This is a genomic window from Nitrospirota bacterium (assembly GCA_020846775.1).
Lineage (GTDB): Bacteria > Nitrospirota > 9FT-COMBO-42-15 > HDB-SIOI813 > HDB-SIOI813 > RBG-16-43-11.
On the sequence record JADLDG010000023.1, the window covers coordinates 75,752 to 97,842 of the forward strand.

12 protein-coding genes and 1 pseudogene are annotated in these 22,091 nt (G+C 44.8%); 2 read left to right on the forward strand and 11 right to left on the reverse strand.

Features of this window, described 5'->3' with window-relative positions; translation table 11 throughout:
- Positions 1-3,096 (forward strand): efflux RND transporter permease subunit, encoded by a 3,096-nt coding sequence (locus IT392_03065; GenBank protein ID MCC6543468.1) that lies wholly within the window; start codon positions 1-3, stop codon positions 3,094-3,096.
- Positions 3,097-3,181: 85 nt separating this feature from the next.
- Here the strand turns inward: IT392_03065 and treS are convergent, their stop codons facing one another.
- From treS to treZ, 4 genes and pseudogenes are all read right to left on the reverse strand, one after another.
- Positions 3,182-6,514, reverse strand: a complete 3,333-nt coding sequence (gene treS, locus IT392_03070) for a maltose alpha-D-glucosyltransferase (protein ID MCC6543469.1) — start codon at positions 6,512-6,514, stop codon at positions 3,182-3,184.
- A gap of 9 nt (positions 6,515-6,523) precedes the next feature.
- Positions 6,524-8,509 (reverse strand): alpha-1,4-glucan--maltose-1-phosphate maltosyltransferase, encoded by a 1,986-nt coding sequence (locus IT392_03075; GenBank protein ID MCC6543470.1) that lies wholly within the window; start codon positions 8,507-8,509, stop codon positions 6,524-6,526.
- A 28-nt stretch (positions 8,510-8,537) separates the two neighbouring features.
- A pseudogene (locus tag IT392_03080) lies at positions 8,538-9,799 on the reverse strand (hypothetical protein).
- A gap of 9 nt (positions 9,800-9,808) precedes the next feature.
- The gene (treZ, locus tag IT392_03085) at positions 9,809-11,674 is read right to left on the reverse strand and encodes a malto-oligosyltrehalose trehalohydrolase (protein MCC6543471.1); all 1,866 of its coding nucleotides are present in this window, start codon (positions 11,672-11,674) and stop codon (positions 9,809-9,811) included.
- 351 nt (positions 11,675-12,025) lie between these two features.
- Here treZ and IT392_03090 point away from each other — a divergent pair, with 351 nt between their 5' ends.
- The gene (locus IT392_03090) at positions 12,026-14,635 is read left to right on the forward strand and encodes a PAS domain S-box protein (GenBank protein MCC6543472.1); all 2,610 of its coding nucleotides are present in this window, start codon (positions 12,026-12,028) and stop codon (positions 14,633-14,635) included.
- Between the two features lie 26 nt (positions 14,636-14,661).
- On the opposite strand, the gene trpS is transcribed toward IT392_03090, so the two are convergent.
- The 7 genes from trpS to IT392_03125 all read right to left on the reverse strand — a co-directional run bounded on the left by trpS (position 14,662) and on the right by IT392_03125 (position 22,078).
- Positions 14,662-15,642 carry a tryptophan--tRNA ligase gene (gene trpS, locus IT392_03095; GenBank protein MCC6543473.1) on the reverse strand — a complete coding sequence of 327 codons (981 nt, stop codon included), beginning with the start codon at positions 15,640-15,642 and terminating at the stop codon, positions 14,662-14,664.
- Between the two features lie 194 nt (positions 15,643-15,836).
- Complete coding sequence (locus IT392_03100; GenBank protein MCC6543474.1) at positions 15,837-16,484, reverse strand: site-2 protease family protein; 648 nt, start codon at positions 16,482-16,484, stop codon at positions 15,837-15,839.
- A gap of 49 nt (positions 16,485-16,533) precedes the next feature.
- Positions 16,534-18,402: a sodium-extruding oxaloacetate decarboxylase subunit alpha gene (gene oadA, locus IT392_03105; protein ID MCC6543475.1), complete on the reverse strand. Its 1,869-nt coding sequence runs from the start codon at positions 18,400-18,402 to the stop codon at positions 16,534-16,536.
- Between the two features lie 14 nt (positions 18,403-18,416).
- Positions 18,417-19,835 carry an acetyl-CoA carboxylase biotin carboxylase subunit gene (gene accC, locus IT392_03110; protein MCC6543476.1) on the reverse strand — a complete coding sequence of 473 codons (1,419 nt, stop codon included), beginning with the start codon at positions 19,833-19,835 and terminating at the stop codon, positions 18,417-18,419.
- 108 nt (positions 19,836-19,943) lie between these two features.
- Positions 19,944-20,894, reverse strand: coding sequence for a hypothetical protein (locus tag IT392_03115; GenBank protein MCC6543477.1), 951 nt, complete (start codon positions 20,892-20,894; stop codon positions 19,944-19,946).
- On the reverse strand, positions 20,894-21,553 hold the full coding sequence (locus IT392_03120; GenBank protein ID MCC6543478.1) for a hypothetical protein: 660 nt from the start codon (positions 21,551-21,553) through the stop codon (positions 20,894-20,896). Before IT392_03120 ends, IT392_03115 begins: the two co-directional genes overlap by 1 nt.
- Before the next feature lie 12 nt (positions 21,554-21,565).
- Positions 21,566-22,078, reverse strand: a complete 513-nt coding sequence (locus tag IT392_03125) for an adenine phosphoribosyltransferase (GenBank protein ID MCC6543479.1) — start codon at positions 22,076-22,078, stop codon at positions 21,566-21,568.
- Between the last annotated feature and the right edge of the window lie 13 nt (positions 22,079-22,091).

Genomic DNA, 22,091 nt, shown 5'->3' on the forward strand with positions numbered 1-22,091 from the left:
ATGCGGATTACTGATGCTGCCATCGGGCACCGAAGTACCATATTCGTCCTGATGCTCATGTTCATCGTAGTCGGAGTCTTCAGCTACATCACGCTGCCTCGCGAGTCGTCCCCGGATATTACTATACCCAACGTCCTGGTGGTCACAGCCTATGAGGGGGTGGCGCCCTCCGATATCGAGACACTAATCACACTTCCTATCGAACGAAAGCTTAAGGGACTCAAAGACGTGGAGGAAATACGCTCGGTAAGCGCCGAGGGTGCCTCGATGATAACTATCGAGTTTAATCCCGATGTTGATATTGATAACGCAATTCAGTGGGTCCGTGATAAGGTGGATCAGGCCAGGGGGGATCTCCCTGATGACCTTGAAAACGATCCATCTATCCTGGAAATAAATCTCTCAGAGTTTCCGATTCTGATGTTAGCTGTCTCCGGAGATGTTGATGAAACGGTTCTCAAACGGGTAGCGGAGAAACTGGAAGACCGGATTGAGGAGATACCAGGTGTCCTGGAGGTTGATCTAAGCGGTGGACGCGAGCGGGAGATCCGGGTCGAATTCAACCCGGACAGGATGGCAGCCTACAGACTCTCCTTTGCCGAAATTCTTCAATCTGTCAAACGCGAGAATGTTAACATCCCGGGCGGCAGTATTGATCTTGGGCAGGGTAAATACCTGCTCCGCATTCCCGGTGAATTCACCGACCCAGCCGAAGTAAACAGCCTGATGCTTGCAACCAGAGACGGCCGTCCTGTTTACCTGACGGATGTGGCCCATGTCAGTGACACCTTTGAAGACCGCACCAGCTATGCAAGGCTCAACGGTCGAAACAGTGTTACCCTTGCCGTAAAAAAACGCACAGGCGAGAATATCATCTCAGTGGCCGACCAGGTCTTCGCAATACTCGATGTCGCACGTGGGCAGGTCCCGGCAGGGGTTGAGCTCTCCATTACTCTGAATGAGTCTAAGGATATCCGGAGTATGGTTTCGGACCTGGAGAACAACATCCTTACAGGCCTGATACTTGTTGTCGCGATACTCTTCATCTTCCTGGGTCTTAATAACTCCTTATTCGTTGCCGTGGCGATTCCCTTTTCCATGCTGCTGTCATTTGCCGTGCTGCAGGCACTGGGGATCACCCTCAACATGGTTGTACTCTTCAGCCTGATACTGGCGCTGGGGATGCTGGTGGATAACGCAATCGTTATAGTTGAAAACATCTACCGGCATATGCAGGAAGGAAAGGACAGGGTAACAGCCGCCAGCGAGGCGGTTACAGAGGTCGGCTGGCCGGTGATCACCTCTACCCTTACTACCCTCTGCGCCTTCGGTCCCATGATGTTCTGGCCAGGGATTATGGGTGAGTTCATGAAGTACCTCCCGCTGACCCTGATCATAGTACTTTCTGCATCGCTGCTGGTGGCCTTGATAATCAACCCGGTACTATGTGCATCATTCATGAGCATTGGCCGCAAACAGATGACGGGTGCAGGCGAACAGACGCGTCTCCTGCGCATCTATTGCCGGACTCTGGAGAAGGCACTGGATCATCGAGGTATGGTGGTCGGCGGGTCAAGCCTGCTGCTGATACTGATAATCACATCTTATGGCCTGCTGGGGCACGGGGTTGAACTCTTCCCGGATACCGAGCCGAATCGGGCCATCGTTGATATCAAGGCCCCTGAAGGGGCAAGCCTGGAGACCTCCAACCAACTGGCCCTTGCAGTAGAAAAGGTGGCCAGGCAGGAAAAGGAGCTGAGATTCATAATAGGAGAGGTTGGCGTTTCAGCCAGTGGCGAAGCTGGCGCGGGTGCTGGAGGCCAGTCGAATCAAAGCAAGATTTCCCTCGACTTTGTTGACCGGAAGGAGCGGCATGAGAACTCCAATATCGTGCTTAGACGTATACGTGAGGCTCTATCCTCCATGGCCGGGGCTGAGATCAAGGTTGAAAAACAGGAGCAGGGTCCGCCTACAGGTCCGCCGGTCAATATAGAGATCAGCGGAGAAGAAATCGGGATTCTGGGCGGGCTGGTAGAACAGTCGAAGATCCTGATCAAGGATATCCCGGGGTTGGTTGATCTCAAGGACGACTATTCCAGGGCAAAACCGGAAATCCGGGTGCTGATTGATCGCAGAAAAGCGACACTGCTGGGTCTCTCCACCTCGGAAATATCGGCCACTGTCAAGGCAGCCATCAGCGGAAGCAAACTCGGGGTTTACCGCGAGGGTAAGGAAGAGTATGACATCATTGCGCGCCTGCCGGAACAGCGACGACAGAATCTCTCAGATATCGGCAATCTTCTGATTCCAACCGGGACCGGGGCGCCGGTTCCCCTTTCTACAGTAGCCCGGATAGAACTGGCGGCCGGTTTCGGCTCTATCCGCCATATTGACCAGAAACGGGTGGTTACAGTCTCCGCCAACACCTCCGGCCGCAACAGCAACGCGGTATTGGAGGATGTGAAGACCCGTCTGGCGGGGCTCGACCTGCCGGGAGGTTACATGATCAACTTCTCCGGCGAGCAGGAAGAGCAACAGAAGGCATCTGACTTTCTCACCAAAGCCTTCGTTGTGGCGATCTTTCTTATCGCCCTGGTGCTCCTCACGCAGTTCAACTCGGTGCTACAGATGCTGATTGTCATGTCCTCTGTCGTCCTTTCGCTGACTGGAGTCTTCATAGGCCTGATGGTGACTGCGACCCCATTTGGTATTATTATGACCGGTGTCGGGGTAATCTCTCTGGCAGGGGTGGTGGTCAACAACGCCATCGTACTGATTGACTATATCAATCAATTGCGTAAGGAAGGGATGGAACTTCGCGAGGCACTTATCAGGGCAGGCGAGGTTCGCTTTCGCCCGGTGATGCTTACCGCCGTTACAACTATCCTCGGCCTGCTCCCGATGGCTGTCGGGGTAAGTTTCGACTTTCGCAACTTAGCCTTTGAGGTTGGCGGCGAATCAGCCCAGTGGTGGGGACCGATGGCGGTGGCAGTCATTTTCGGACTGACGATTGCCACCCTGCTGACCCTCGTGGTCGTGCCGGTGCTCTACTCCCTGTCGCAGACATTTGCCTTACGTGAGTCCATTCGAAAATAACCTGGTCAACCCATCCCCGCCCTCACAGCACACAGGACTATTCCAAAACAGATAATATATCATATATCCGAGCAGTTAAGATATTTCAATCAAGTAATTGTTTAATTCCTTTCATGGGAATATGTACCCAATCCGGCCGATTATTTAATTCATAACCAAGCTCATACACTGCCTTTTCCAGCATGAACACTTTTAAAAGAATATCAAGCTCCTCCAGGTCATCAGGAATAAACGATGCATTTCCGGCAGTATCCAGATATGAGCGTAAGAATGTTCCTCCAACATAGGCATACCATAGGTCTATCCAGGGTCTGAGTAATGGTAAATCCTCATCACGCACTGAAGACGATTTGGAAAGTGCCGAATGTCCTGCGTAATGAAATGACCTTATCATACCTGCCAGATCTCTTACAGGAGATCTCTTAAGCCGCCTTTCATTTACAGGCCTTGCAGGCTCTCCTTCAAAGTCAATTATTATAAAGTCCTTACCGGAAAACAATACCTGCCCAAGATGATAATCTCCATGAACCCTTATCTTCATCGCAGATATCTTTTTGCGGAGGATGGCCTTGAACTGATCAACTATTTTCACTTCAAGGCTCAGGAAATCTTCCGCCTCCGGCCTTATGGCCTCGGGAAGGTTTTTAAGATTTCTTCTCAGTGTTTGAAAAACCCTTTTTGTAAGACTTTGTACTGACTGATAGATTGATTTCTGATAGAGAACTGAAAAAGGCTCCGGAGAAAAATCAGGTTCCTGGCACGAAGAAAGTGCCAGGTGAAGCTCAGCTGTCCTCTTACCCAGGAGGCCGGCCATTTCATGATAAAAGCCGAATATCAGCTCAGTCAAAGCAGGAGACATCTCGTCCTGATATGCAATTTTTACAAACGATGATGGTACCGCAGGTACTTGCTCTATTACATCTCTCCTTGAAAGCACCCTGTCTATATATCTCTCTACCGCATCTATGCTGTTCCTCCATGCATCTCCCTGATTCGGGACATACCCCTGGAGGATGCTGATTGCCGTATTAGAATTACCTTTTCTTCGATATTCCAGTGCACCGGCAAATGGCGGAATATTTGTGAAAGCAGCTGTTTCAGTAAGGTAGCGCCCAACCTCCATCTCAGGATTAATACCCTCTTCAAGACGGCGGTATAGTTTAAGAATAAGATGATTACCATACAAAAGTGATGAATTACTCTGCTCTGCCTTGAAAACCTGACTTTTTTCAGAAAGAGGCTCTTCAGCACTGAGGGTTAGTGTTTTCAGATATTTCCCGGCCAGGGGAGTAAGTTCTCCCTTAAGCCCCTTTATTCCTTGTCTGCTGGAATGCATGAGCAATAGGTTTTTTCTGAATTCCTCATTGTAGATACCGTCATATATTATCCCTTCTGTATCATCGGTCATGAGTATGGCAAGAATCGCATAAGGTATCTCAATCTTGAGCCTATCGGCCTCTTCTCCTGATACGAAAGAGACAGGCAACAGATAAGTCTCAGGAAGTCCGTCTGAATACTGCACTTCAATAAACAGCATATAAGTTATTGTCGCATTCTTCCCCACTGGAATGATTTCGGATATCCTTGACTGTTGAATTTGTCGTGCCTTGGCTCCAAACCATCTCTGTCTTAACATGTAGACGGGAAGTATCTCTTTCTCCAGCTGCTCTTTCGTCTTACCCTGCAAGACAGTCCCCCATGCGCCATGGCAATTTAAATGTGGAATTGTCTCAATATTACACTGACTTATTAAATCATCTTCCTTTTTCAGCGTAAACCAGTAATAATCATAAAACCCAAGGGTCAGCACATACGGGGTTTCCTTAATTGCCGGAAAGCGATTTCTGCTGAATACCTCTTCAGGGAGATATCCGCAATACGTGGAAAGGTCAATCTCAACGACCTGAGAAAATCTCGAAAGGTTTACGACAACAAGCATATTTTCATCATTAAAGTGACGAATAAATGCAATAACCTTTGGATTATCTGTATAGAGAAATTCTATTTCCCCTCTTCCGAGCGCTTTGGAATGCTTTCTCATAGTGATGACCCGCTTCATCCACCAGAGCAGCGCTGCCTGATTGCCTTGCTGAGTCTCCACATTAACGGCCTCATAGTGATATTCAGGATCAATAATGATAGGCAGGAAAAGCTTCTGAGGATTTGCTCTTGAAAAACCGGCATTCTTGTCGGCGCTCCATTGCATAGGGGTCCTGACCCCATTTCTGTCTCCCAGATAAAAATTATCCCCCATCCCTATTTCATCTCCATAATATAAAACCGGAGTTCCGGGAAGAGAGAGGAGGAGAAAATTCATCAGTTCTATCTTTCGCCTGTGGTTTCCAAGAAGTGGCGCCAGGCGGCGACGGATTCCAAGATTTATCCTTGCCCTCGGATCCTTTCCATAGACCCTGTACATGTAGTCCCTCTCTTCATCTGTAACCATTTCAAGGGTAAGTTCATCGTGGTTTCGTAAAAACAACGCCCACTGACAGATCTCTGAAATAGACGGTGTCTGTTCAAAGATATCAATAATAGGGAATTTATCCTCCATCCATATTGACATGAACATCCTCGGCATCAGAGGAAAGTGAAAGGCCATCTGGCACTCATCCCCATCGCCGAAATAGGCTACCGCATCTTCAGGCCATTGGTTTGCTTCAGCAAGAAGCATCTTGTTTTTAAAAGTCTCCTCAACATGCTTCCTGAGGAACTTTAAAAAGTCATGTGTCTCCGGAAGATTTTCACAATTGGTGCCATCCCGCTCAAATAGATACGGCGCTGCGTCAAGTCGAATTCCGTCCACTCCCATGCCAAGCCAGTAATCAACAACCCTGAGCATTGCCTTTCGGACGTGAGGGTTGTCATAATTAAGATCCGGCTGATGAGAATAGAAGCGATGCCAGTAGTACGCCCCGGCTGCAGGATCCCATGTCCAGTTGGATGTCTCAAAATCCTTGAATATAATCCTCGCATCCTTATACCTCTCAGTGGTATCTGTCCAGACATAGAAATCTCTCCAGAAAGAACCGGGTTTTGCCCTCCTGGCCTTTTGAAACCATATGTGCTCTGCAGATGTGTGATTTAATACTATTTCAGTAATGACCCTGATTCCACGGCTGTGGGCTTCGCGTAAGAATTGCCTGAATTCTTTAAGCGTCCCGTAATCCGGGTTTACTTCAAGGTAATCTGCAATATCGTACCCATCATCTTTTAGGGGAGATGGATAAAATGGGAGGAGCCATACAGCAGTTATCCCGAGGTCCTCAAGATAATCAAGTTTTTCTGTAAGCCCCTTGAAATCACCAATACCGTCACCGTTGCTGTCGTGAAATGACCTTACATGCAGTTCATAAATAATAGCGTCCTTATACCATAAGGGGTCATCCTCAAGAACAACTTCACGTTTTTTTCGCATCAACCCTCCTTAAAAGAAATAGTCAACATCCCGTTCGTTCCGCATCCTCTTTCTGACTTTAAATATATGCACAGGGGACTTATGTGGATTTAGTTCCACATAATTTCTGTCTCCCTGCCAGATGTATTTTTCATCGCTTAACAGGTCATGAACCATATATGGGTGATCCGGTTCTATCCCAAATTCATTAACAGGAACATTTACCCAGCCTGATTGTGTATTATATGGGTCCAGGCTGATAGCGACAATAATAATATTAGACAGGTCCTCACTGGTCTTTCCAAAAAAGAGTATATTGTCATTATCAACTACATAGAAATTAAGATTATTTGTCAATTGAAGCGCCGGATTTTCCTTCCTTGCAAGATTGACCCTTGAAATAAAATCTCTGATGTTGCCAGGCTTGTTCCTGTCCCACTTTTTAATCTCATACTTCTCTGAATCCACGTACTCTTCCCGACCCGGAAGTGCATCACTTATGCACAATTCAAAGGCCGGGCCGTATATACCGCAATTTGATGAAAGGGTTGCTGCGATGACATACCTTATCATGAAAACCGGCCTTCCACCATTCTGAAGATGCTCCGGAAGGATGTCCGGAGTATTCGGCCAGAAGTTGGGTCTGAAATATTCTCTCACCTCTGTCTTTGTCAGCTCAGTCAGATATTCAATAATCTCTTTCTTCGTATTTCGCCAGGTAATGTATGTATAAGACTGGGTAAAGCCGGTCTTGGCAAGTCTGTACATGACCTTTGGCCTGGTAAATGCTTCCGCAAGAAAGATTACCTCCGGATAATCACTCCTGATTTCTCTTATCAGCCACTCCCAAAACGGGAAGGGTTTGGTATGGGGATTATCAACCCTGAAAATCCTGATACCCTTATCAATCCAGAAGAGGAATATCTCCTTTAACTCATTCCACAGCTCATACCATTCCTCCGATTCAAAATTCAGTGGAAGGATATCTTCATATTTTTTAGGAGGGTTTTCAGCATACTGTACTGTTCCGTCCGGCCTCCACGTAAACCAATTGCCATGCTTTTTTACATAAGGATGATCGGGGGCGCACTGGATTGCTATATCCATTGCAATTTCAACATTGAAATCCTTTGCCCTGCGTACCAGTTTCTCGAAGTCATCAATTGTGCCTAGAAGTGGAGAAACAGACTTATGTCCCCCTTCGTCAGAACCAATCGCCCACGGACTGCCATAATCGTCTTTTCCTGCAACAGTTGAATTGTTTTTACCTTTTCTCTTTATCTTCCCGATAGGGTGGATCGGAGCCAGATACATTACATCAAAACCCATCCCGGCAATGTCAGGCAGCAGGGCCTCACAATCCTTGAATGTGCCGTGAAGCTGAGACCCGGTACCCGATGACCTGGGGAACAGTTCATACCATGTGCTGAAAAGGGCCTTCTTCCTGTCAACTGAAACAGAATATTCTCTGTGGCAGGTTGTAGCACGATCCCTGTCGTAATATGTCTGCAACAATTTCATAAGCTCATCATTCCCAGCAAGCGATAGGATCTCTTTTGTCTCTTTCATCCTGCTGATTGCCTTTGCCCATTCCTTTAGTCTTTTCTTTTCTTCGCCTTTTGCCCTTGATGCGGCGCTATTAATATGTCCGGGGCCGATTAATAAATCTACTTCTATATTGACGCCAGCATCAATTTTTTTCCCAAGGTCATGCAGCCAGGTTAAATAATGGTCAATTTGACCGCGGATAGTATAATGGTACATACCGATGTCTTCTACCGAAAACACCCCTTCCCACCTGTCATTTCCAACAGGCCTCATTGTCATTTCGAGCCACTCTTTGTCGCCAGGTCCCCTGTACATTAGAAGTGCTGAAACCTCATCATGACCGTCAGCATATATATCAGCATACACAAACACCTTGTCTCCGCATATGCGTTTGATTGGAAATTCTCCTCCATTTATCTCCGGTTCAACATTCTCTATAACTATTCGTTTTTTTCCATCTAAAGTCATATCATCTCTCCTTGATTGCTTATTAATGTCAGATTACCCTTTCCAGTAGGGCCAGAGGGAAATTAGTAAGTACTTTATCGAGGGAAATTACAGGTAAATTATCATTTACTATAAAATCAACCAACTCCCCTGTAAAAATATTTCTATACATCTCTCCTGATACTGCGAAAGGCACGGAAATAAAGGAACCACTCCATACTTTTCCGAGGGGAAGATCCTCCGGTTGTATGACAAGTCTTGAAAAAAATCTGGGCGCTATAACTATTGTCCTCGATTCCCCATTTACCCGCGCAAAGGAAACAATATTATTTGCCTTTTCGCCTGATGGTTCAAGAGGCATGTACTCTCCTTCTTCAAACAGAGCCCTGTGTTCCCTTCTGTAATTAAGCGTCTTGTAAATCAGGTAGAGCTTAATCTATCCGTTCTTCTTATTCAAGGTCAACTCCCTGGCAAACTCTGAAAGAGTGCCGCCGGCCTCACGCTTAATAAGCTCCTCCAGAATTGCTGATCTGGCTGAATAATCAACAGGTCTTCTGTTGTCAGGGTCTACAAGACCGAAATCCAAAAGCTCCGTACCCTGATAGAAATCAGGAACCGCCTGACCATCAAGAACAACCTTCTTTTTCTTATTCAATCGTCTCCAGCTTAAAAGGCAGTTTCTCCATTTATCAGGATTCTCTGAAATAACATTGATCCTCGCCCTTAGATCCTCACCCCTCTTTGTATCATGATCAGTGTACGCACCTCACTTGACATTGCTGCCTGCATGATTAATTTCTTTTTATCATAAATTATCTCATTTAAATTAATATTTGATTTGATGAATTTGGTATAGATTTCATCAAGATCCCGTGCATTCGCCGTATCAACAAAGATCCCATTCAGAATATTCAGGAATGCATAGCCCGTTGTACTGAATATAGGCCAGTCATCCGGCATCCGCTCTCCTTTTCCAAGATATTTTCTCCTACTATGTAAAAAGACATATAATGCGGATCTGCAGATAAAGCCCCTCTGTCCCATGCCATGCCTTCTGATTTCATCAATAAGACCTGCATATTCTTCCTCTGAGCCGATCTCAGGGTTCAGCATGCTGTGGTCAACAATATCATAGCCATGAAGGCTGCCCTCTCTTGCCTTAAGATAGGGAGAGGAATAGATATCACTAATACCCAGTGTGTGGAGATAGGAGACAATTGCCTTAGCATCAGAAAACCTGAAATGCCTGTTGAACTGAAGTCTGTAGGTTGAAACAGGTATTCTTGCGGTAATATCTTTTTTCAAAGGCATTAATTTTCCTTATTTAAAATTATAGTTGAAGAGAATAACACTATGCGGATTTATTGTAATAGTTATTGCTGATTCGTTGGATTCTATGCTTTGATCTGAAATACCTCCTCTCCCCCCCCACTCTTCTGACGATGAATCGAGCAGTTTATACCACAAACCCTTTGACAGGTTTAATTTTGTTTTTAAACAGTCATCACTGAAATTAAATACATAGAAAAGGTCATTATCTTTAAACCATCTCCTGATATAGATTCCCTTCTCACTAGGAATAACCTTAATATCTGTATTTTCTCTGATTAAATTTGAAAGCGCCGGTAGTTCCTTCCTCAGGCGTATAACTTCCTTATAATATTTAAAAAGAAAACGATGAGATCCAGCAATGCGATGAAGTTCAGAATTGATCTTTGAACTTTTAAATGTAGTTATGTCCTGGGGGTCCGGAATATCACCCTCCCACCTGAAGGAGGAAAACTCTTCACTTCGTCCCTTTCTTACAGCGTCAATAAGAGCCTCATCAGAGTGACTTACAAAGTATTGAAACGGTGCTGTTTCGCCATATTCTTCTCCCATAAATAACAGCGGTATGTAAGGAGATAATACCACAGCAGCTGCTGCGAGCTTGAGCTTCTCAATTGACTGCGTCAGGCTGAGTCTGTCACCTTTCATCCTGTTTCCAACCTGATCATGGTTTTGCGAAAAGACTATGAACTGCTTTGCTTCCCTATCCCTGGCTGAACTGCCATGCCGGCGTCTCCTGAATGAAGAGTATTGTCCGGAATAAACAAAACCTTCTGTCAGGGCCTTTTTCAGCTGTTCAATCTGGCCAAAATCCTCATAGTACCCGCTATGTTCTCCTGTTATCAGGGTATGAATTACATGATGGTAGTCATCGTTCCACTGTGCATCAAGACCATATCCTCCGATGTCTTCAGGACTTATAACCCGTACATCATTAAGGTCGCTTTCCGGTATTACGTAGGCCTTTCTTCCCAGGGCATCAGCCTCTCTATGCACTGCATCTCCCAACTCCTGCAGGATATGTCTGGCGCTGAAATCGAAAATACCATGTATTGCGTCCACACGCAAAGCATCAAAGTGATATTCAGAAATCCAGTAAAGGGCGTTGCTGATTATATATTTTCTTACATCATCGCTGAATGGACCGTCGTAATTGATGGCATCACCCCAGGGTGTCTTGTATCGCTCTGTAAAATAGTAGCCGAATTGGTTCAGGTAATTTCCTTCCGGACCAAGATGATTGTAAACGACATCAAGTATTACGGCTAAACCATTGCGGTGACATGCATCAATAAGCATCTTTAACCCGGCTGGACCGCCATAGGAATTCTGGGGGGCAAAATGGTACACACCGTCATATCCCCAGTTTCTGTTGCCGGGAAATTGTGACACCGGCATGAGTTCAATTGCTGTTATACCGAGATCACGTAAATATGCCATCTTTGATATGACTGCTTCAAACGTGCCTTCTTCTGTAAATGTGCCAACGTGCAGCTCGTAGATCAGGTAATCTTCAAGAGACAGCCCCATCCACTTGCTATCGCTCCATCTAAATTCCTCAGGGTTAACTATCTCGGAAGGCCCGTGTACACCTTCAGGCTGGAATCTTGATGCCGGATCAGGATATGCATTCCCACCCTTCTGTACATATAGATATCGGTCTCCTGCAGATATATCGAGTGCGATAGCTTTAAAATATCCGAATGAATCCTTCTTTAAAGATATATCCCCTTTTCCTTTACCTGAAACCATCCTGACTGACAATTCATTTATTCTTGGTGCCCAGACATTAAAACTGACTCTGCCATTATCAATAGCTGACGCTCCGAGATCTAATTTCCAGTTTCCGTTAGTCAAACAGGCTTCCTTTCCTGGTCATAAACCTGATAGTATTGAATTTCTTTGAACTGACCTCTCAGACTGCGACCTTATAAAACTAATGTGAGAGATGCTTAGCGATTCTGTATGAAATAATTAGTGAATAAATACAGTATAACCTTTTATCAGGTCTTGTTTCAAGTCACGATATAACCAGATAGTTTATTCCCTCAAACAGATAGAAATAATCTTAATATTTGAGTTGAGGATTGACCAGCATCTATTACGGGGGTTATACTAAATAAGACTTCAATCTGATGCCGGCCCTGCTGGGCTGAATATGCTATATTACATGATACAAAGAAATATAACTTATTAGAAGGCCATGTCATGGGAATAAAGAGGAAAATATTATTAGCCATCCTCATAGCAGGTTTTATCGCCTTAATCATTGGCTTGACGGTAACATATTACAGTGTCAAGGATGTCCTGACCGAGGCTATCGGGAGCAACTTCGCCGAGATTGCAAAAAAGTCTTCAGACCGCTTCGATGCCGCAATAAAAAAAGAGATTATCACATTTCGCTTTTTAGCAGGCGACCCATCCCTTATCAACGCCGTTGTAAATAATGACCGAAATAAAATCGAGGCCGATCTCATCCGGTATCTGAAACTTCCTGAAGAATTAGAAGTCCACCTTGGACTCTTTGTTGTAAATGCCAAAGGTTTGATAATTGCCGGCAGCCGGCGATTCAAGGTAGACCAGTCAAAAGAGGAAAGATGGAGGGTTACAAACAGTCATGGTGAGGGCAAGGTGTATGCAAGCGATATATATACAGACCCGCTTACCGGGAAGAGGGCCATGGACTTAGGTATCCCGATCAGGGACCTTTCAACCGGCACTGTTGTCGGCGCCATCATGACAATAGTGAATGTTGATGAGTTTTTTAAATTTATTGCTGACATGAGTTTTGCCAGGACCGGACATGGCATGATTATTAACTCAGGCGGCAGATCTCTTATCTGTCCTGTCCGTCCACCTGAAGAGCATAGCGTTGACCAGTCACTCATTGCATTAGTCACCGGTAAGGGAGGCGGATGGAGTCTTGTGGATGAGGATCTTCATGGCGGCAAGAACTCAGTTGTTGGTTTCAGTGAGTTAATCTACCTGAATTCATTGGGTGATGACAGCCTTGGAGGTTATAAATGGTATACCTACATCAGGCAGGATCCTGCTGAGACTTTTGCACCCGTAAAAAGGCTCATGCTGATGCTTTTCATAGTTGAGTCATTTCTTGTGTTATTAATATGTGCCCTTGGCGTCTATCTTATCCAAAGATTGGTATTAATACCTGTAGGGTCCATTCATGGCGGAGTCGAACAGATCGAACAGGGTCATCTCGATTACAGGATAAATATACACACTGGTGATGAGCTCGAATCACTGGCGAATAGTTTCAACAAGATGAGTGCTTCGTTGAAAGACCTTTATAATAATCTTGAGATAATGATAAGGGAAAGGACTTCAGAGCTGGAGACAACAAAGAATTATCTTGAAAGCATCCTCAGGCACTCTTCTGATATGATAATCACCACAGACATGGATGGCCGTATAGTAACATTTAACGAAGGGGCCGAACGGATGCTGGGGTATAAACAGAGTGAAGTAATTGGGTCACTAATGTCAGATTATTATTATAACAAGGATGACAGGCAGAAACTTCTTATGATTGTCAGTGCAGGGAAGATGGTTACTAATTATGAAACTAAACTCGTAAGAAAAGACGGGGAGAATATAGATATAAGCCTTTCTATTTCTGAACTCAGAAATGAGAATGGTGAGGTAATAGGTACCGTTGGAATCAGTAAGGATATTACTGAATGGAAGCTGGCACAACTCAAATTGAAGGAGTACTCTCTTGAGCTGGAGACTATGGTTGAGAAGAGGACGCTGGAGTTATGGGAGAGTAAGACCCATCTTGAGGCTATGCTTGGGGGAATAGCCGAAGGCGTCGTTTTTGTGGATAATAAAAATAAAATCACCCTTATCAATGACGCAGCTGAAGTAATATTTGGAATCAGAAGAGATGACTGGTATGGTAAGGATTTTAAAGGCGCCCATTCTGAAAAAGCACATGCAAAGGCAACTGAGATAATTTCTGATATGAGGGAAGGAAAGATAAAGTCATACTCTTCTGAGATTAAGGCATTAGATAAGACTATCCTTGCCCATTTTTCTCCGATCATGCATGGTACTGAATATCTCGGTGTAATTTTTATTGCTACTGATATAACTGAAATTAAGAGTCTGCAGACAGAGCTTGTGCAGTCTGAAAAACTTGCGCTCGTTGGAAAAATGTCCTCCGCTATAGCCCATGAATTGAGAAATCCCCTGGTCCCTATTGGAGGTTTTGCCAACATTATATATAAGAGGCTGGAAGAACAATCCCCTTTAAAGAAATATGCCGGTATTATAGTTAGCGAAATAGACCGGCTTGAAAAGCTTCTCCATAATATTTTGTATTTTACAAAAGATGCAAAGCCTGAGCTGAAGCCTGATAATCTGAATGATATTTTAAATGATTTGCTGTTCTTCTATAAAGGTACATTTGAAGAGCATAATATAATGCTCAGCGCCCGGCTTTCTCCTGACTTGCCTTTGGTGAATCTTGACCACTCGCTTATTAAACAGGCCCTTATCAATTTGATTATCAATGCTGTTCAGGCCATGGAATCGGGAGGTTTGCTGACTGTGGAGAGTCTGACCATAAAGGAGAATGATACAGACTACGCTGTAGTTGTGGTGAATGACACTGGATCAGGAATACCGGAAGATATAATGAATAATATCTTCGATCCCTTCTATACTACGAAGATACGCGGTCTTGGGTTAGGGTTATCACTTACTCGCAGGATTGTAGAGTCACATGGAGGGAAGATAAACGTGGAAAGCGAAGATGGGGTTGGCACTACATTTACAATGAAACTTCCGGCTTTATAAAAAGACCTGTTCCTTCGACATCACGGTTAAAATCCAATAGCATCCCGGGCTTCTTCAAGGACTGAAAAGGCTGCTTCGTGCGCCCGTTTTGCCCCTTCGTTTACGATCCCCCTGATCAGGTCAGGATTAGATTCAAACTGTGTGCGTCTCTCCCATATGGGCTCTAATTTTTGAAGAAGTGCACTGTTGAGCCATTTCTTGCAATCTATACAGCCGATTCCTGCCGTCCTGCAGCCTGCATCCGCCTGTTGAATTATTTCCTGCGGGGAGTAGACCCGGTGCAGGCTGAATACCGGGCATACTTCCGGATCTCCCGGATCCGTACGTTTAATGCGTTTTGGGTCAGTGACCATAGTCCTGAGTTTCTCCCATACATCTTCCTTAGTGTCAGCAAGATAGATTGCGTTATTGTAGCTCTTGCTCATCTTCCTGCCGTCAGTGCCCGGGATCTTGGGAAATTCTGTCATCAGAGGCTGAGGTTCAGGAAATACAGGTTTATATAGAAAGTTAAATCGCCTTGCAACCTCTCTCGTCAATTCAAGATGTGGAAGCTGATCAATACCTACAGGGACAAAATCAGCTTTATAAATAAGAATGTCCGCTGCCTGAAGTAACGGGTAACCGAGAAAACCATATGTGGATAGGTCCCGGTCTTTCAACTCCAGTTGTTGATCCTTGTATGTCGGGACCCTCTCAAGCCACGGCAAAGGTGTTATCATTGAGAATAGTAAGTGGAGTTCAGCATGTTCCGGTACCTGAGATTGAATAAATATTGTGCATTTATCAGGATCCAGGCCTGCGGCAAGCCAGTCAACCAGCATGTTGTGAGTATACTCTCTGAGTTTTCCGGTCTTTGCATAATCCGTCGAAAGGGCGTGCCAGTCAGCAACAAAGAAGAATGATTCATATTCATCCTGTAATTTCATCCAGTTGTCAAGTGCACCGCTGAAATTTCCAAGATGAAGTTTCCCGCTCGGCCGCATACCGCTTAAAACACGTTTTTTCATTTGAATATAACCTTTCAAATCCCCCTCCTTCGACAAGCTCAGGACAAGCTTTCCCCCCTTTTTCTAAAGTGGGGATAACTAATTTCCCCCTTTGAAAAAGGGAGATTAAGGGGGATTTCATCATCTCTTATGAGACACACCCTTTACTTCTTATGACTCATTGCTCATCGCTCATCGCTTCTTCAGCTCATTGCTTAAAATACCGGCATCCCTGCAAATAACCTGGTTAACACGCTCATTATCGGCCATATTATGTATGTCATAAAACCAAAAGGATTAAGGAATACAAGCACTGAAATTATCAATAGTCCGTAAGGCTCCAGTCTGCCGAGGAATTCCGCTTGCCTATAAGGCAGCAGGCCTGCAAGGATCCTGCTGCCGTCCAGAGGAGGTACAGGAATAAGATTAAAGACAGCAAGAACAATATTCCACTTAATTCCTTCCTTTAACATAAGGATAAGTGGTACCACTACGTATGAGAGAAAGCCCGATCGTGATGTCATATACATGGATTGTGATATTAGAAACTGGAATAAAATGCCGCAGATTAATGCCATCAGGATATTTATCCCCGGTCCCGCAGCGCCAACCCATATCATATCCCTCTTTGGATTCCTCAGGTTAGCAAAATTAACTGGTACAGGTTTTGCCGCACCTATTATGAATCCTGCCAGGATATATGTAATAATGGGAAGAAGTATCGTCCCGAAGGGATCAATGTGCGCTATTGGATTTAATGTCAGTCTTCCGGCAATTTTTGCCGTCGGGTCGCCTAATTTGTATGCCACCCATCCGTGAGCAGCCTCATGTAAAGTGATTGCCAGAACAACCGGGATTGCCATTATGGCAATATTCTGGAGGATAATATTAAAATCAGCGTTCAATCTATTATTATCCCTGTATATCCCTTACCTGTACCAGCACCTCATCGGGGTTTACATTGTCACCCTCGGAGACATAAATCTTTTCAACTATGCCGGATATTGGTGTGTGAACCTCATTTTCCATTTTCATAGCCTCAACTATCAATACAGTATCACCTGCGTCAACCTTTTCTCCTGTCTTTATCATAATCCTGACTACAGTCCCAGGCATCGGGGTTGTAACATCACCAGGTTCTTTTGCCTTAGGCCTGATGGAGTGACCCGTTGCCCTCGCATCAATGACACCTGATATGCTTGGGACTACCTCAACAAGTGATTCGACCAGAACTTCCTGAAGCAGGTCATCAACATAAATGAAAAAAGGTCTTCCACCCTCACCAGGATGCCCCATGCCGCCAACTTTCACATGATATGTTTCGCCGTGAAGCTTCAGGTTAAACTCACTTGGGGCAAGGTGTGATATAGCAGCTTCATCCTTTATTTCAGGAACTGTACCTTTCTCCTGGGCTGCCATCTCCTCAGGCAGAATGCCCTTTTCCCTCGCTTCAAAGAAATCGAGGGCCACTTTTGGGAAAAGTGCATAAAGGAGGATATCATCAATATCTCGTGCCTTATCACCAACTTCTGATGTCAGCTTTTTCAGCTCAGGTTCAAGGAGGTCAGCCGGGCGCCGTTCAATGAATTCCTCATCGCCAATGGCCTTTTTTCTTATGGCTTCGTCTATTGGAGCTGGAGGCCTTCCGTAAAGCCCCTTAAGATAATTCCTTGTTTCAGTAGTTATGACTTTGTATCGCTCACCAGTTACCACATTAAGGGCGGCCTGGGTGCCTACTATCTGACTCATTGGAGTAACAAGTGGTGGATATCCAAATTCTTTTCGGACAATAGGCACTTCCTTTAATACATCCTTCATCTTGTCAAGCGCCTGCTGTTCGCTTAGCTGAGATGCAAGATTTGAAGTCATCCCTCCGGGGATCTGGTAAATAAGCACTGCAGGATCAACGCCTGTATATTCACTCTCAAAGAGTTTGTAGCTCTTTCTTATCGTCCTGAAATAATCTGAAATGTCGGATATAAGTTCCATGTTGAGATCAGTATAATACCTGGATGAAAGATTTATGATATTGGCAAAGGTTTCAACAGGCGGCTGAGACGTCCCTGATGCGAGGGCAGAGACCGCTGTATCTACTATGTCAATACCTGCCTCTACCGCCTTCACATATGTCGCAACAGACATCCCGCTTGTATCATGAGTGTGTAGATGAAGCGGTGTTGATAACGATTTTTTCAGCTCACTTATAAGTTCAAAGGCATCATACGGGGAAAGAAGTCCAGCCATATCCTTGATACATATAGTATCGCATCCCATATCCTCTAATCTCTTGCCCATATCAACAAAGAGGCTGTTACTATGCACCGGACTAATTGTATAACATATGGTGCCTTCGACCTTGCCATCATTTTTCAGGGTAGCCTTGACTGCAGTCTTAATATTCCTGAAGTCGTTTAATGCATCAAATATCCTGAATATGTTGATTCCGTTTTCAACCGCGCGTTCAACAAACTTTTCAACAATGTCATCTGAATAATGCCTGTATCCAACGAGGTTTTGACCGCGTAGAAGCATCTGAAACGGAGTATTAGGCATATGTCCTTTCAGGAGCCTTATGCGCTCCCAGGGATCCTCCTTCAGATATCTCATACTTGAATCAAATGTAGCGCCTCCCCACATCTCAACAGACCAGTATCCTGCCTTGTCTATCTTTTCAGCAATGGGAAGCATATCAGCCGTTCTGAGACGTGTGGCAATCAAAGACTGATGCGCATCCCTGAGAGTCGTGTCGGTAACATGTATCTTCCGTTTCTTGTTTTTCACAATGGCCCTCTTATTTATCTATGAGTGTGAGCAGCTATGGCTGTAGCTATGGCATAAACCAGGTCTAACCTGTCATTTTCATCTTCATAGACCAGTGAGTCTATGTTGTTATCTATATAGTGCGTATCAAAATCTCCCTTGCGGAATTTATCATCGCGCATGATCATCCGGTAAAAGGGTATTGTGGTTTTAACACCCCTTATAACAAATTCATCAAGGCTCCTGATTGTTCTGTCAACGGCCTCATCCCAGTTTCGTCCCCAAACGGTAAGCTTTGCAAGCATTGAATCATAATAAGGGGGTACCAGATAACCTCTGTAAACGTTTCCATCAATTCTGACGCCAAAACCGCCTGGTGAATAGTACGCAGTCAGCCTTCCGGTTACAGGAAGAAAATTATTTTTGGGGTCTTCTGCATTAATTCTGCATTCAATTGCTGCACCGCTGATTTGAATATCAGATTGAGTGAATTCCAGTTTCTCACCTGCAGCAATTTTTATCATTTCTTTAACAACATCAATTCCCGTTATTTCCTCAGTAATGGTGTGCTCCACCTGTATACGTGTGTTCATCTCCAGAAAATAATAGTTCCTGTCTTTGTCAACCAGAAATTCTATCGTTCCAGCATTGGAATAACCGGCGGCTTGTGCAGCTTTGACTGCTGCCTGTCCCATCTCATCCCTTAAGTCAGTATCGAGAAATGGAGAAGGTGCGACCTCAATCAATTTCTGGTGTCTTCTCTGTATTGAACAATCACGCTCACCGAGATGAACAATGTTTCCGTAATTGTCAGCTAATATCTGAAACTCTATATGCCTTGGAGAGACAATGTATTTTTCTATGTAGACATCGTCCTTCCCGAATGCCTTGAGCGCCTCTGATCTTGCCTGATCATAACACCGTTTCAAATCATCAGGTGTATGACAGAGACGAAGACCTCTTCCCCCGCCGCCGGCAGATGCCTTCAGCATAACAGGATAACCTATCTCTGAAGCAATTTGTTCTGCCTCTTTAAAAGAGCCAATACCATGGTCTATACCAGGAACAACTGATATACCGGCCTTCATCATCATCTGGCGTGCCAATATCTTGTCACCCATCGTCCTAATTGCATTTGGAGAGGGCCCTATAAATGTGATTCCGTTTTCTTCACAGGCCTCGGCAAACTCATGATTCTCGGCCAGAAAACCATAACCTGGATGGATAGCATCAACCCCCCTCTGCCTGGCAAGGTCAATGATTCTGTAAATATTCAGATATCCTGCAACCGGACCAGGACCGACGAGACATGACTCATCTGCCTTCTTTACATAAAGGGTCGTGGCATCGGCCTCAGAATGAATTGCCACCGTAGCAATATTAAGTTCCTTACAGGAGCGGATTATTCTTAAGGCAATCTCTCCCCTGTTAGCTATCAAGACCTTTTTAAACATTAATCAGCGCCAGATTCTTTTACGGGTTCTATTGGTTAAGGATGCAAGGGGTCAAGTAAAATTGGTCCCTGTTAAGTTTGACAATTCTATACTATTGAGGCAGTTACGTCAAGGTTTTGATAGACTTTCCAATATAGCTGCTGCGAGTAGAGGAACCATGATTTCATGATGGCCTGTAAGGGTGAACCCTCTCCCGGTGCCGTTTCTGGTAGGCCTGCGAACGACATTTGTGACAGGTCTGTAATGCTGAATAAAGTCCATGTTAACTGTCGTAAAATTCTGGACCATATGTCCAAGATTTCTAACGAGGGTGACAGCCTTAAGGAATATCTCAGGCAATATGACGGCTGATCCAATGTTCAGATAGACGCCACCCTCAAGCCTTGATACAACCCCGGCATATAGTAAAAAGTCCCTCAGGCTTCCCTCCCCGGTAGCATTTCCATCCATTTGCGGATGCAGATGAATTATGTCTGTACCCATTGCAACGTGCACTGTCACCGGTATCCCAAGTCTGGCCCCTGCTGCAAGTATACTAAGGTGCTTATAAGGGTAATCTGAATTGTTTATCATCTCTCCCGTTGATCTTCCTATCCCCCAGCCTTTCCTGGCGCCATACGTTATTGCGTTATTCAAATACCTCCCGGTCTCCTTTGCCATGCCGAACGTGCCATTTGATAGTTCGGCATCTACGTCTTCAGATGTCATTCCTGCGAAGGCAATCTCAAAGTCATGCACTATACATGCTCCGTTTAAGGCAACTGCATGAATGATCCCCTTTTCCATAAGGCCGATTATCAAAGGACTAAGTCCCACCTTTATTACATGGGCCCCCATCGCAGCAATGACTATTTTCTTATTATTACATGCAGATGCAATCAGCGATGCAATTTCCTTCAGGTCTCTTACTGCAAGAATATTAGGCAGACTGGTCAGGAAATCATTAAATGACTTTCCCGCCTGTGACGGCTTGGCAAAGTCACTTATATTCACCTTGCTTTTTCTGGACTTAAGAGAATATGTCTTAAGCTTCTTTGAAGATAATGGCTTAAACTTCATCAATACCTCCACATAAGACCGGCAATCAGACCCCTTCTTGAATGGTAGTCAAAGTTAATAAGGAGTCTGCGGTTCATCTCTACGCTGATACCTCCAAGGAATGTCATAAAATAATCTTTATCAACCTGTCCCCACGTCTCGCCATATTCCGCCTTTTGAAGACATGTCCCGTCTGCACGGTAAGTACAGTACTCCTCGGAGAAAACATAAAGTTGAGCTGTCTTCTGAGTTGATAGTCCCAATCCCGAATTGAGGTAAATTGACGATACGAACGGCAGTCTTATGCCCACTTTTCCAAAGACCTCCCATTCATCACCGTCATGGAATTTGCCCTTCGGTGTGCATTTCTTTCTGAGTTCGTTTTCAGGATCTGATTTAGTATTAAAATAGTCGCAGGATTCAGTAAGTGTCTTTTCTGTTTGTACATAACTCCAGGGAGCATCAGTGATGAAGGTTGCTGAAAGTCCGATCAAAGCATATCCGAAATAAAAATCAGACCCGATACCAAATCCTGCATTATCCTTTCCCAGTTCGGCTGAAAGAGATGCTGAACAGGCTGGCTTGAAGGAAACGAAAAGTATCAGAACTATCAAGATGAATCTTAATATAGGTTTCCGCTTAAGACATGCGGATACGAGAATATCCCTGTACTGTTGCAAAAGTCTCCAATGTTAATAAGATAATAGTGATACGACATTGTGGCCGTCAAGCTTGTTTCTTCCCCTGAGATCGGTCAGCTCGATTAAAAATGCAATTCCATTAATGATTCCGCCAAGCTTCTTTACAAGCTGAACAGTTGCTGCTACTGTGCCGCCTGTGGCAATGAGGTCATCCACTATCAGCACCCGTTCTCCCGGCGCTATAGCATCCTGATGTATTGATAATGAGTCTGACCCGTATTCCAACTCGTATTCTGCTTCATAGACGTCGCTTGGAAGTTTGCCTGGTTTTCTAACAGGGACAAATCCGGCTCCAAGACGATAGGCAACCGGAGCGCCAAGAATGAACCCGCGTGACTCCATGGCAACAACTTTCTGTATCCCGTCGCCGTCATAGAAATTGGCAATCTTATCAATTACCCGCTTGAATCCCCCTGCATCTTTGAGAAGCGTTGTTATATCATAGAACAATATTCCATTCCTGGGAAAATCAGGGATCTCACGAATCTTAGACTTTAAATCCATTTTATCACCTCCG